This is a genomic window from Pontibacter sp. Tf4, assembly GCF_014212495.1.
Taxonomy (GTDB): Bacteria; Bacteroidota; Bacteroidia; order Cytophagales; family Hymenobacteraceae; genus Pontibacter.
Genome location: NZ_JACKZC010000008.1, coordinates 142,985 through 155,255, shown reverse-complemented (window position 1 = coordinate 155,255; position 12,271 = coordinate 142,985). Strand labels below are relative to the sequence as shown.

The following is a 12,271-nucleotide window of genomic DNA, read 5'->3' as shown; positions in this document are numbered from 1 at the left end:
GAACCTTAATTTTTTGAAAGATGAAAAATAGAAATAAAATCATCGGGTTAGCCATTACAATACTGATGGCATTCACCTTAGCCGCCTGCGAGAAGGACGATGAAACAGCCCATGTATCCGGTGTGACCACGTATGCGCAGTTCGAGATAAATGGGGACCAGTATGTGTCGGTTGTAGTGGGCGGTGAGTTTAACGACCCCGGCGTTGTAGCCAGGGAAGGAGAGACGGAACTACCTGTAACCACAACCAGCAACCTGGACCTGACAACTCCCGGCGTTTACGATATTACTTACACTGCCATCAACTCTGATAATTTTCCGGGATCTGTTACACGAACCGTAGCTGTTTTGCCGGCACCGGAACAGGCAGGAGTCGATATTTCGGGAACTTATGTGAGAAGCGGGGTAACCTCTACCGTTACAAAGTTGGCACCGGGTTTTTACCTGATGCCAAACGTTTGGGGGCCAAACCTGATCCCTTCGTACATCCTGACAACAGATGGGGTTAACCTGACACTTCCGGGCAATGCGCTGAGCGGATTCGGACCGGTAGAAGGCTCCGGCACGCTGCAGGGCGGGGTAATGTCGTTGCAGGTTACGTTACCAGCCTTTGGCATCACCAGCACGCGGGTATGGACCAAACAGTAGCCGGAAATGAATTTGATGAACTATAAACATTGAAAAATATGAAACTGAAATATTCTTATTTGCTCATCATGTTGCTTTCTGTTGGCTTCCTGGCCTCCTGCGATGATGACGATGACGATGAAATTGAATTTACCGCCACATACCCCTTATCCGGCGACTGGACAGTAAACTATAGCATAGAGACCGCTCCTGGGCAGTTTGAGCCGCTGGTAGAGCACGGGGAAGTGCTTATTTACAATACATCTGAAAACGTACCGACAGAGATCTGGGTGGACGACCAGGGCAACTTCTGGGATTTTAAAACAAAATCTCCGGCCGATGCCAATGCCCGCACCTTTGGAGGCGAAGGCCTGCAGGATGTGCAGCATGATGCCGTAGTGAACATCGCCAACGGCCAGGTTTTTCTGGATGCGGTAACGGTAAATGGTATAAAACGCGACAGCATCTATTTCCAGGTCTCATTCAGTGACGATGAAGAGCCCTTCGGAACGATTTACCATGTGTATGGCCACAGAAGTACCGGCTTCGAATAAAACTACCGGTTATTTACATGAAAAAGACAGGCTGTAGCAGGCCTGTCTTTTTTTAACACAACTATAAACTATAACTTTTGGGTGCTACCTCCATGAAGCAGCATGTATACAACCTTGTTGTGCTAGTATTTCTGTGCCTGCCAGTGGCACGGGTGTATGCTGCTTATAGTTGCTGTAGTTGGCAGCAGAAAAGCATAAAAGTAAGTGGCACCATCCGCGACGCCCGCACCGGCGAAGCCATTGCCGGGGCCACTGTGTTCGCCATCCGGAACAAAACAGGCACCACCACCGACACTAATGGCAACTATAGTTTGCAGCTGCCGGCAGGCACTTCCACCTTACTGGTCTCTTTCCTGGGCTACGAAAAAGACAGCATCACCTTCACCAGCCAATCAGACATAGAACTGAATGTGCCCTTGCGCCGCGGAGATTTGCTGCTGGATGAAGTAAAGGTAGTGGCCGGCAGAGACAAGCACGACAATGTAAGAAGCGTGATGAGCGGCATCTCTTCGCTCGACATCAACACCATTAAAACAACGCCTGCTTTGTTAGGAGAGGCCGATGTGGTGCGGAGCGTGAAACTATTACCCGGCGTAAGCTCTGTCGGGGAGGCCGCAACCGGCTTTAATGTACGGGGCGGAAGCACAGACCAGAACCTGGTGCTGCTGGATGATGTACCGATCTTTAACACGTCGCACTTATTCGGTTTTTTTTCGGTGTTTAACCCGGATGTGCTGGAAGGCATCACCCTGTACCGGGGCAACGTGCCGGCGCAGCTCGGAGGGCGTATCTCGTCGGTGCTGGATGTGCGGCAGCGCGAAGGTAACCGGAGTGATTTTATGCTGAGTGGGGGCGTGGGCATTATTGCAGCCAGGCTAACGGCCGAAGGCCCGATTATACCGGATAAAAGCTCGTTTATAGTTGCGGGCCGCAGTTCTTACTCTGACTGGATCCTGAAAAAGATACCCGATGCGGATATACGCAACAGCCGCGCCTCTTTTTATGATGTAACCGCAAAAATTGGCTATACCCTGAATGAGAAGAACCGGCTGACCTTAACCGGCTACCGCAGCAAGGACCGTTTCGGTTTTTCGGGCGATACCATTTACACCTGGCATACCAATGCGGCAACTATAAAATACACCCATCTTTTCAGCAGCGACTTTTATGCTACTATAACCGGAACTTTCACCAACTATAAGTTTATAGTTTCGGCCGATGAAGCAGTGAACGCCTCGGAATACAGCAATGGTATTGCGCTGGGTAACCTGAAAACCGACTTTTACCTGACCAAAGGAAAACACCAGGTAAACTTTGGAGCATCTGCCATCAACTATAGGTTCTCGCCGGGGGAACTACAACCTGCCACCTCACAGTCGGAAGTGCAGCCGGTGGTGCTGCCAGATGACCGCACCCTGGAAAGCGCCGTGTACTGGAACGATGAGGTGCGGTTTACGGACTGGCTTACGGTAATGTACGGGCTTCGGTATTCGTTTTATACCGTGTATGGCCCAGCCGATGTGTATAAATACCAGACTGGCGAACCTAAGAAAGAGCGCACTATTACGGACACAGTGAACTATAGCCGCGGCGATGTGATTGAAACTTACCATGGAGCGGAGCCAAGAGTTTCGGCAAATGTGCGGCTGGGGCAGCATAGTGCTGTTAAAGTGGGCTACAACCGCAGCCGGCAATACCTGCACCTCATCTCCAACACCACCACCGTATCGCCAACAGATATCTGGAAGACAAGCAACACCTACATTAAACCACAGATCGGGGACCAGGTATCGGTGGGCTACTTTCGCAACTTCCGTAAAAACCAGTTCGAAACGGGCATAGAAGGCTATTACAAGCGTATCGAAAATATGCCGGACTATAAGAACGGGGCGGTGTTGTACCTGAACAGAACGCTGGAAGCCGACCTGCTGGCAGGCAAAGGCCGGGCCTATGGCGTTGAGACCAGCATCAGCAAAACAAGCGGCCGCCTGACTGGCTTTGTGAACTATACCTATTCACGTACAGAGCTCTCAGTGGCGGGCCCTACCGAAGAAGAAACCATAAACAACGGAGATTACTACCCTGCCAGCTACGACAAACCGCATACCCTGAACCTGGTGAGTAGTTATGAGTTGAATAAACGCCTGGTTGCCTCGCTTAACTTTACCTATAGTACAGGCCGCCCCATCACAGCGCCGGTGTCGCATTACGTGATCGGTGATTACATAGTGCCCAACTATGGCGCCCGCAACGCTTACCGCATACCAGACTACCACCGGCTGGATATTTCGCTGGCCATACTCCCCAACAAAGACAGGAACAGGCGCTGGACCGGTACCTGGAATATTGCTGTTTACAACCTGTATGGCCGCAAAAACCCGTACTCGGTATTTTTTAAACAGGTGTATGGTGCCCCGCCGCGGGCTTACCAGTTAGCTGTAGTTGGTGTGCCGCTTCCATCCATTTCCTACGACTTTACATTCAGATAATGCGCTATGAAAAACCTGCTGAAGCCCTGTATCTTACTTCTGTTGCTGCTCTATAGTTGTGTGGATCCCCTGGACCTGAAAATAGGGGATGAGGCCCGGCAACTGGTGGTGGATGGCATGATTACAGATGAGCCGGGACCTTACACCGTACGCCTGAGCCGGAGCAAACCCTACGCCAGCTACCACGACAGGAAGAACGCAGCCGAAACAGGCGCGCAGGTAACGATAGCTGACGACAAAGGCAACCAGGAAACTCTGCAGGAAATCGCGCCTGGAGTGTACCAGACAAACCCCGACGGCATCAGAGGCCAGGTAGGAAATACATATACCCTTTCCATCGTCACCAAAAACAGCGAACGCTACACTTCTGCTCCCGAAACTATAGTTCCGGTACCAACTATAGATGACCTGTATTTTGAAGTGCGGTCGCAGCAGGTATTGAATGAAGAAGATGTGGAACAAACCGTGTATGTAGCCAATGTGCTGCTGGATACCAAAGACCCCGCCGGGCAGAAGAATTATTACATGTGGAAATGGCAAGGCACGTTTAAGGTGAGTACACAGCCCTGGGATTACTCGGAAAAAGTGCGCGGTGTACGTGTGCCCATGCCAAAAGACTGCTGCGAGATCTGCTGGGTTACAGCCCCGACCGACCGTGTAAATGTAAAAGACGACCGGCTGCTGAACGGCGGAAACCTGACACATTACCTTGTTACCCAGATACCTGTTATCCCGCAGACCTTCGGCTTTAAATACCACATCGAGGTAAAACAACTTTCTGTTTCGGAGGCTGCTTTTGATTACTGGAGCTTGCTGAAAGCACAGATAGAGACCGGCGGAAGCATACAGGACCCACCACCTGCCATCATCATCGGCAACATAACCAGCGAGACTAACCCGGGACAGCGCGCACTTGGCTTTTTCGGGGCATCGGCGGTTGCCACACGCACTATGTTTATCCAGCGCGAAGAGTTAGGTATACCTGTATCGCCGTACGTGATGCCGGATGACTGCCGCGTACTCTCCAAGAGCACCACCGTGCAGCCCGATTTCTGGTAAACTATAGCCCCAACTATAAGCGTGCATTTCCGGAGTTTTTTTGTGTAGTTTTGTGTTACAGGCAAGTATAAGCGCAGAACTATAGTTTATGTTACTATCAACTTTCAGCGGAGAGCTTTTAGAAGCAGGAGTAGACGAGGCCGGTCGTGGCTGCCTGGCCGGGCCAGTAGTAGCTGCTGCCGTTATCCTTCCGCCCGACTATAAACACCACCTGCTGAACGACTCGAAGCAACTGAACAGAAAGCAGCGGGAGCAGATACGGGAAGATGTGCTGCGCGATGCCGTGGCCTGGGCCATAGGCGAGGCCACTCCAGCCGAGATAGATGAGATAAATATTTTGCAGGCAACCTTCCTGGCCATGCACCGCGCCATTGCCGGGTTAGCACAAACAGCCGGCTACCTGCTAATTGATGGCAACCGTTTTAAGCCCTATGGGCAGGTGCCGCATACATGTATTGTAAAAGGAGATGGAAAGTACCTGTCTATTGCGGCGGCATCGGTGCTGGCTAAAACGCACCGCGACGATGTGATGCAGCGGCTGGCAGAGGAGTACGCTGTATTTGGCTGGGAGCGCAACGCCGGTTACCCTACCCCTGAGCACAGGCAGGCCATTGCATTGCATGGGGCTACTCCCTATCACAGGCACTCGTTCACCTTGCTGCCGAGCCCGCAGCTGCTTTCTGACGCGCCTGCCGAACTATAGTTTACTTCAGTTTTATCAGATCCAAGAACAGGCTGAAGCTATCCAGCGACGATTGGTTGTTGTTAAAATCATCAAAGCTAAGCGGTTTCAGGATATAGCCGGCTACCTGCAGTTTCTGGGTGGCCAGGCGGTCCGTCTCCTCGTTAGAAGTGGTCATGATAAACACCGGAATGTGGCTGAACTCCGGGTCGTGGCGTAGTTCCGTTAAAAATTCGATGCCGTTCATCTTCGGCATATTAATATCCAGTAAAATAACGCTTGGCGCCGGCGAAATACGGGGCATTCCGTCGCCACGAAGCATTTTCAGACCTTCGCGCCCGTTGCGTGCCACATGCAGCGGTTGTGTCAGTCCTATCTTCTTAAGCTCTCGCTCTACATTCATAATATCCAGGTAGTCGTCTTCTACAAGCAGGATATTGTTGATTTTTTCACTCATCTATAAAAATATATAAAGGTGCTCAGGTACAAAAATAACTAAACTAATCTTTTTTACTACTCTTAGGCCAGGTAAAGGTAAAAGTAGATCCCTTATCCTGTTCAGAAGTAACCTGTATGGTACCGCCCTGCCACTCCACTATTTTCTTAACGATGGCCAGGCCTACTCCGGTACTCTCAAAGGCGTCGCGTTCCTGCAATGTCTGGAAGATAACGAAAATACGGTCATGATATTCTTCGTCGATGCCTGGGCCGTCGTCAGAAATTGAAAAAGCGTAATGGTTCTCATATTCCTGGTACCCGATGGTGATGCGGCCGGCCACTTTATCGTGGTACTTAACAGCATTGCTGATGAGGTTGGAGAATACCTGCTGCAGCTGAACCTTGGCTGTGTAAAGCACCGGCAGGTCAGGTGGCAGCACGATCTTAAACTTCTCGGGGATGTCCAGCAGCTCTGTAATTTCCATCAGCAGCGCCCGTATATCCACCCGTTCCTCGATAGGGGTGGTACGGCCAATACGGGCCAGGGCCAGTATCCCGTTTATCAGGTTCTCCATGCGGTGCACGCGGGTGCGCATCATGCTCAGGTACTGTCTCACGTTATCCGGCAGCTCGCGTCCCATGTCTTCTTCCACCCACCTCGAGGCTACTTCTATGCCCCGCAGCGGCGCTTTCAGGTCATGCGATACTACGTAGGCAAACTGGTCGAGCTCTTTGTTCTTGCGGTCCAGCTCAGTAAAGGTCTCATCAATGGTAGTGGCCATCATGTTCAGTGAGCTCGAAAGCATGCTCAGCTCATCATTTGCCGTGTCTACAATCTGTGTCTTATATTCTCCCTTCGAGATACGGTCGGCCAGGTTCACCATTTTTATGATACGCCCCGTAATCAGGCGGGTAATATAGTAGGCCCAGCCCAACCCAAGTATAACGGATAAGATGGTTAGAATGGTAGATACCTGCCGGGTGGTCTCAATACTCTGGCTCAGGCGGTCGGTGCGTTCCTTTCGGATCTGGTATTCGTAGGCATTAAAGTCCCGGAAGGCAACCCGGATCGAGTCCATCAGCACTTTCTCGCCTAATACCAGGCTGTCGATCTGGGTCGAAAGCAGGTTGGTGCTGTTGGCCATATCGGCACGCGTAATGTTGATAAGCGGTTCTGCATACTGGCGCTGCCACCTTTCCTGCATCGCTTTTATAATTTCAAGCCTCCTGACCTGCTCCGGCGAGTATTTGGTAACCTCTTTTATCTCGGCAAACAACCGGGGCAGCGGCTCTTTGGCCTGCACATAGGGTAGCAGGAAGGTTTCGTTGCCATTCAGCAAAAAACCACGGATACCGGTCTCCAGGTCGATGATGTTACGCTGCAGGGCCGCCGACGAACGTACCACCGACTGCGAACGCTCCACCCACACGGTGTTCTCGATCACATCCTCGGAGAGCTGGAAGTTAACTATAGCTACGGCTGTAAACAAGGCGGATATCAGTAGAAATCCGACAAACAGCTTTACTGATAATTTCATGCAAAGGGATTTTCTTTCTGCAAAAGGCGTAGCAGGGTGCTTTGGTTACAGGTACAGCAAAGCCCTACTGAACAAATATAAAACTATAGCTTAACTATTTACAGGAAAAATACCTGAAAAACGGTGTGCAGAAAGTGTGTGATGATGGTAAAAGATCGGGTGAAGCAACATAGGTTTGATTGATTTTGGCTAAAACGGGAATATGTCCTTACGGAGCGCCGGGTAAAGGGTTACGATTTTTTATAGTTCCTGTAAATATTTTGGTTTAACTATAGTTACCCTAACTTAACCTCACCTTGGTTTTTGTGCTGCCACTATATACACCAGGCTGCCCCCCGCCGATACGTACTCTTCCTTCAGCAGTTTTTGTTTCAGCATGATCTTGTTATAAAGCAGTTGCTCCCAGTAAGCGTCGAATTTGTCTTTTTGGCCGCCGCCGGCCATGTAGTAGTTCAGGTTGTCCTGGTAGTCGTAGCCCATGGCCTCGGTCTCTATCCATTGCAGCATCTGCTCCACGCGCAGTATTTTTTCCTGGGTGTCGTAAGGCGGAATGATGGAAAGTGCTTTATCCGAGATCCAGACTTTAATATTCTCCAGTCCGGCTTTCAGAAACAGATCGGGTACAACGTCGCCAAGGGAGTTAAAGCCTTCGCCCAGGTTCTTTTTGCCCTTCTCTATCCGTAGTTTTATTTCCAGTACATCCAGCATGCTCTCCACGTTAAAATCGGTCTCGCCGTAGCGGTCGAACATCAGGTTAGGAACCAGGTTGTTGGGTTCCAGGGCAACTACCCACGCACCGGGTTTGGTTACGCGTATCATTTCCTGAATTACGCGCTGCGGGTTCTTTACATGAATCAGCAGGGTCTGGCAGAGGGTGATGTCGGCAATGTTGTCGGGTAGCGGAATATCAGTGGCGTTGCCAACTTTAAAGGTATAATCGATCTGGTTGTGGCCAAACTGGGTATGGGCGCGCTGCTTTGCTTCGGCAATGTAGCCAGGCTCGTAGTCTACGCCAAATACCTGGCTGCCGTCGGGCATGTATTTCGAGAATTTAAAGCCCATCATGCCTTTGCCGCAGCCAATGTCTACCAGGGTCTGACAATAATCTACGTACAGGCGTTTAGCCAGTAGCTCCAGGTAATCTTCGTTCCACCAGTATTCGCGGGCCGGGCCCAAGTGCTCTTCGGAATGTAGTTTTTCGGTTTGTTCGCTCAACTATAAATCAGGTTAAAATATAAAAAATAAGCCCCTGCCAGAGCAGAGGCTTACAGTATAGTTTGGGATAAACTAAACAGGTATTACTTTGCTTTTTTCCACTCTGCAATGGCCTGCTCATTCATACGTACATACTCGGGGTTGTTTTCCTTTTTAGCCAGCTCTATAGACTGTTCTGCGGTTTTTATAGCGCCTTTGTAGTCTTTCAGCTGTGCCTGTATCTTGGCCTGGGCATGCAGGTTCCAGAATTTAGGATCGTTGGCGTTGGCTTTTTTCATCCACTCCAGCGCCTGTTTCATGTCCTTGTTCGCGCTCAGGTAGTAAGAGGCCGCCGCTGCATACATGCCCGGCGACACGTTAGTACCGTTTATCACTTTCTCCTGTATCTGGGCCATTACTTTGCTGTCCACATCCACAGTAATGGTAAAGCTGGCGATCTCTTTGCCCCATAGTAGCTCTACATCGGCGCTGTTGTTTTTCAGGTTTGCGAAGTTGATGGTGAAGCTTTCTATTGTTCTTGGGTTGGTCTGTGGCTTTACTTTAAAGCGAAGCTGGTCGTTTGCTGCGTCGTACTTTGCATCGTTATTGCCCCACAGGTCCTTGTTCTTGTGCAGGATGATGGTCCACTCGTTTTGCGCCGGAATAGACATCAGCACGTATTCACCGGCTGGTACTTTGTTACCCTGTATCGTTACTTCATCTGCAAATTTGATCAGGGTTGGGCTGTTGGCACCGGTGCGCCACATTTCGCCGTAAGGCACCACATCTTTGCCAATGGTACGGCCACGCAACGACGGTCGCGAATAGGAAACAGATACATCGGTTAAGCCTACTTTCTGGGTAACCGTAGCGGCAGGGCTGGCAGCCGGAATAGCTATCTGGGCATTAGCGGTGCCTGTGCCAAGCAGGGTGGCAGCAACTATAGCAAGGCCAAGAAGTTGTTTTTTCATTCGTTCTGGTATAAGTTGGGTGTATACTTAGGTATGTAATATTACGAAATTTAAGTCAATGATCGTGTATGGCAGCCTGCTAACAGGCCGTTAAACTATAAACTATAGCCAACGCTCAATCCAAACCGCGGCACAATACCGGTCTCGCCAGTCTTCTTATCCTTGCCTTCCGGCGAGATAAACGGCGTTAACCCGAAACGTACCAGCAAACCGCCCTTTGGTACCTGGTAACGCACCCCCAAACGGGCAAAGTACATGTTCTGCAACAGTTCCGGTGCATCCGTAAACCGCCGTGTGTAGCCCAGGCCCATTTCCAGGTTATTCCGCGATTTGCCTACCATGGCGTACACTTCTACGGGCACTACCGGGTACACGCCCGGCTCTTCTTTCATAAAGAACAGGTTGGTGCCCACACCGGCCCGTATGCCGCCTTTCCATTGGTCGCGTTGGTACATAATGCGGTCCAGGTTCAGGGCGTAAGCATCGGAGTTACCGCCCACTTCGACGTAAACTGTAGTTAGCGACCGAATGTTTTGGGTAAATTCCTGGGCCAGCACCGTGGCAGGTAAAAGCAAGACAAGTAAGAAGATAAGGGTGCAGAAAAAGTTAAGGCGCATGCAGCTGGCGAAGTTGAAATTTGCACCGAACTTACGAAAAATATAAGATTAAGTATGAATTGCGGGCAATAAAAAACCTGCCGGGGAAGCTCCGGCAGGTTTTCAGGAAAATCAATAAGTATACTTTTAGCTGAGCTCAAACTGTAGCCTGAGCAGGTTGGCGTAAATGCCGTCTTCGTTTGCAGAAAGCTGCTCATGCGAGCCTTCTTCTACGATCTCGCCACCATCTATCACCAATATCTTGTCTGCTTTTCTGATAGTTGCCAGTCGGTGCGCAATAATAATGGTCGTTCTGTCTTTCATCAGCACATCCATGGCCTGTTGCACCAGCTGTTCCGACTCTGAATCCAGTGAGCTGGTGGCTTCATCGAGGATAAGGATAGCAGGGTTTTTAAGGATGGCACGGGCAATGGCAATGCGCTGGCGCTGCCCACCCGATAGTTTTATGCCGCGTTCGCCCACCAGTGTCTCCAGCCCTTCCGGGAAAGATTCGATAAAGTTATAGGCGTTGGCTTTTTTAGCAGCTTCAATAATTTCGGCTTCTGTGGCTTCCGGCCGGCCATAGGCAATGTTCTCGCGTATCGTTCCGCCAAACAGCAGCACTTCCTGCGGCACTATACCAATGTTGCCACGCAGGGTACTCAGGTCCATGTCGCGCAGGTCTTTGCCATCTACGCTTATGCTGCCGCCATGCACGTCATAAAAGCGCATCAGCAGTTGGATGATGGTAGATTTACCGGCGCCGCTCGGTCCAACTATAGCTACTTTCTCGCCGGCCTGTGCATCAAAGCTAATGTTCTTCAGTACCTGTATATCCGGACGGGTAGGGTAGGAGAAGGCTACATTTCTATAGTTGATGTTGCCTTGTACACGTGGTACCTGGCTCAGGGCACGCAGGCTTTTATCAGTTGGTTCTTCCTGTTCCTGCAGTATCTCTAAAATGCGTTCGGTGGCTCCTAGGGCAGATTGCACCTTGCCGTATAGTTCGCCCAAACCACCAACCGAAGCACCAATAAAGGCCGTGTACAGCACAAACGAAACCAGGTCGCCTTGCTGAATATCGCCGTTGGCAACCAGTGTGGCTCCGTACCAGATAACCAGAATAATACCACCGAAAAGGCCAACTATAATGAAGGAGATGAATGCCCCGCGGTAATTGGCTGTGGTGATGGCGGTGCGTACGGCTTTACTCAGGGTGGTGCGGTAACGGGCCACCTCAAACATCTCGTTAGTGAAGGCTTTTACCGTATTTATGGCCTGCAGCGTTTCTTCTACAATCACGTTGGTATTGGCAAGCTCGTCCTGGGTTTTCTTGGCCAGTGTTTTAATTCTGCGGCCAAAGACCAGCGCCAGCGCTACCAGCACCGGAAACGTAGCCAGCATAAACAACGACAGCTTGATAGAGGTCCACATGATGATGATGACCCCAACTATAAGCGTGGTGGATTGGCGGAAAAGCTCGGCCAGCGTGATAGACATGGCATCCTGCACCTGTGCTACATCGGTAGTAATGCGGCTGGTAATTTCGCCCACGCGGCGTTTTTCATAAAAAGAGATCGGCAGCTGCATGAACTTGCTGTACAGGTCGCGGCGGATATCAGCCACGGCATTCTCGCTTACCTGCGCAAAAAAGTATACCCGGAAAAAAGAGAAAACACCCTGCAGCAGAATCACACCAAACAAGCCCATTGCGATCACGTTGATGTCGGAGAGAGCGCCGGCGTTGTCGGCTGAGGTAGAGTCGAAGAGCTGGCCTACCAGGTAAGGAAAAGCCATGAACGTGATGCTGGAAAATACCAGAAATGCCAGGCCAACTATAAATTTATACTTGTAGGGTAATACGTAGCTGAAAATGCGGAGCCCGCGTCGAAAGCTTTCTTTGGTAATTTTCTTTCGTTCTTCGCCGTCCTGTGCCCCTGTTTGCCCGAATCCGCGTTTTGCCATTAATGTACAGTGCGTTACTTAATTTAGAACAGCTCCTTTTGTTAGGTAGCCGGAAAGGTTTAACCCGATACTATAGTACAAGTATAAAGTTTCCCGTTTACAATCCTGCAAAGGTAAGCAATATTGAGTTAAGAGTTGAGAGTTAAAAGGAGTTGGAAA

General features: G+C 50.3%; 11 protein-coding genes. 5 read left to right on the top strand and 6 right to left on the bottom strand.

The genetic code is table 11. From position 1 onward, the window contains the following. Positions 1-20 precede the first annotated feature (20 nt). The 5 genes from H7F15_RS14440 (at position 21) to H7F15_RS14420 (ending at position 5,431) form a co-directional block, all read left to right on the top strand. Positions 21-647, top strand: a complete 627-nt coding sequence (locus tag H7F15_RS14440) for an immunoglobulin-like domain-containing protein (protein WP_185197698.1) — start codon at positions 21-23, stop codon at positions 645-647. Positions 648-685: 38 nt separating this feature from the next. Continuing rightward, positions 686-1,180 (top strand): lipid-binding protein, encoded by a 495-nt coding sequence (locus H7F15_RS14435; RefSeq protein WP_185197697.1) that lies wholly within the window; start codon positions 686-688, stop codon positions 1,178-1,180. Positions 1,181-1,272: 92 nt separating this feature from the next. Then, entirely contained in the window at positions 1,273-3,669 is a 2,397-nt protein-coding gene (locus H7F15_RS14430; protein WP_185197696.1) for a carboxypeptidase-like regulatory domain-containing protein, read from the top strand. A gap of 6 nt (positions 3,670-3,675) precedes the next feature. After that, positions 3,676-4,728 carry a DUF4249 domain-containing protein gene (locus tag H7F15_RS14425; RefSeq protein WP_185197695.1) on the top strand — a complete coding sequence of 351 codons (1,053 nt, stop codon included), beginning with the start codon at positions 3,676-3,678 and terminating at the stop codon, positions 4,726-4,728. 88 nt (positions 4,729-4,816) lie between these two features. Then, entirely contained in the window at positions 4,817-5,431 is a 615-nt protein-coding gene (locus tag H7F15_RS14420) for a ribonuclease HII (RefSeq protein ID WP_185197694.1), read from the top strand. 1 nt (position 5,432) lies between these two features. On the opposite strand, the gene H7F15_RS14415 is transcribed toward H7F15_RS14420, so the two are convergent. The 6 genes from H7F15_RS14415 to H7F15_RS14390 form a co-directional block, all read right to left on the bottom strand. After that, complete coding sequence (locus H7F15_RS14415) at positions 5,433-5,867, bottom strand: response regulator (protein WP_185197693.1); 435 nt, start codon at positions 5,865-5,867, stop codon at positions 5,433-5,435. Positions 5,868-5,910: 43 nt separating this feature from the next. Continuing rightward, positions 5,911-7,386 (bottom strand): ATP-binding protein, encoded by a 1,476-nt coding sequence (locus H7F15_RS14410; protein WP_185197692.1) that lies wholly within the window; start codon positions 7,384-7,386, stop codon positions 5,911-5,913. 291 nt (positions 7,387-7,677) lie between these two features. Then, the gene (locus H7F15_RS14405) at positions 7,678-8,601 is read right to left on the bottom strand and encodes a bifunctional 2-polyprenyl-6-hydroxyphenol methylase/3-demethylubiquinol 3-O-methyltransferase UbiG (protein WP_185197691.1); all 924 of its coding nucleotides are present in this window, start codon (positions 8,599-8,601) and stop codon (positions 7,678-7,680) included. Positions 8,602-8,684: 83 nt separating this feature from the next. After that, positions 8,685-9,551 (bottom strand): DUF2911 domain-containing protein, encoded by an 867-nt coding sequence (locus tag H7F15_RS14400; protein WP_185197690.1) that lies wholly within the window; start codon positions 9,549-9,551, stop codon positions 8,685-8,687. A gap of 95 nt (positions 9,552-9,646) precedes the next feature. Further along, positions 9,647-10,168 carry a hypothetical protein gene (locus H7F15_RS14395; RefSeq protein WP_255481259.1) on the bottom strand — a complete coding sequence of 174 codons (522 nt, stop codon included), beginning with the start codon at positions 10,166-10,168 and terminating at the stop codon, positions 9,647-9,649. Between the two features lie 126 nt (positions 10,169-10,294). Further along, a complete protein-coding gene (locus H7F15_RS14390; RefSeq protein ID WP_185197689.1) occupies positions 10,295-12,112 on the bottom strand; it encodes an ABC transporter ATP-binding protein in 1,818 nt (605 codons plus the stop codon). Positions 12,113-12,271: the final 159 nt, after the last annotated feature.

Bases quoted from the DNA above. Each gene is read 5' to 3' on its own strand.
- H7F15_RS14410 (WP_185197692.1), bottom strand. From the start codon at position 7,386: ATGAAATTATCAGTAAAGCTGTTTGTCGGATTTCTACTGATATCCGCC.
- H7F15_RS14430 (WP_185197696.1), top strand. From the start codon at position 1,273: ATGAAGCAGCATGTATACAACCTTGTTGTGCTAGTATTTCTGTGCCTG.
- H7F15_RS14420 (WP_185197694.1), top strand. From the start codon at position 4,817: ATGTTACTATCAACTTTCAGCGGAGAGCTTTTAGAAGCAGGAGTAGAC.
- H7F15_RS14390 (WP_185197689.1), bottom strand. From the start codon at position 12,112: ATGGCAAAACGCGGATTCGGGCAAACAGGGGCACAGGACGGCGAAGAA.
- H7F15_RS14435 (WP_185197697.1), top strand. From the start codon at position 686: ATGAAACTGAAATATTCTTATTTGCTCATCATGTTGCTTTCTGTTGGC.
- H7F15_RS14395 (WP_255481259.1), bottom strand. From the start codon at position 10,168: ATGCGCCTTAACTTTTTCTGCACCCTTATCTTCTTACTTGTCTTGCTT.
- H7F15_RS14400 (WP_185197690.1), bottom strand. From the start codon at position 9,551: ATGAAAAAACAACTTCTTGGCCTTGCTATAGTTGCTGCCACCCTGCTT.
- H7F15_RS14440 (WP_185197698.1), top strand. From the start codon at position 21: ATGAAAAATAGAAATAAAATCATCGGGTTAGCCATTACAATACTGATG.
- H7F15_RS14425 (WP_185197695.1), top strand. From the start codon at position 3,676: ATGAAAAACCTGCTGAAGCCCTGTATCTTACTTCTGTTGCTGCTCTAT.
- H7F15_RS14415 (WP_185197693.1), bottom strand. From the start codon at position 5,867: ATGAGTGAAAAAATCAACAATATCCTGCTTGTAGAAGACGACTACCTG.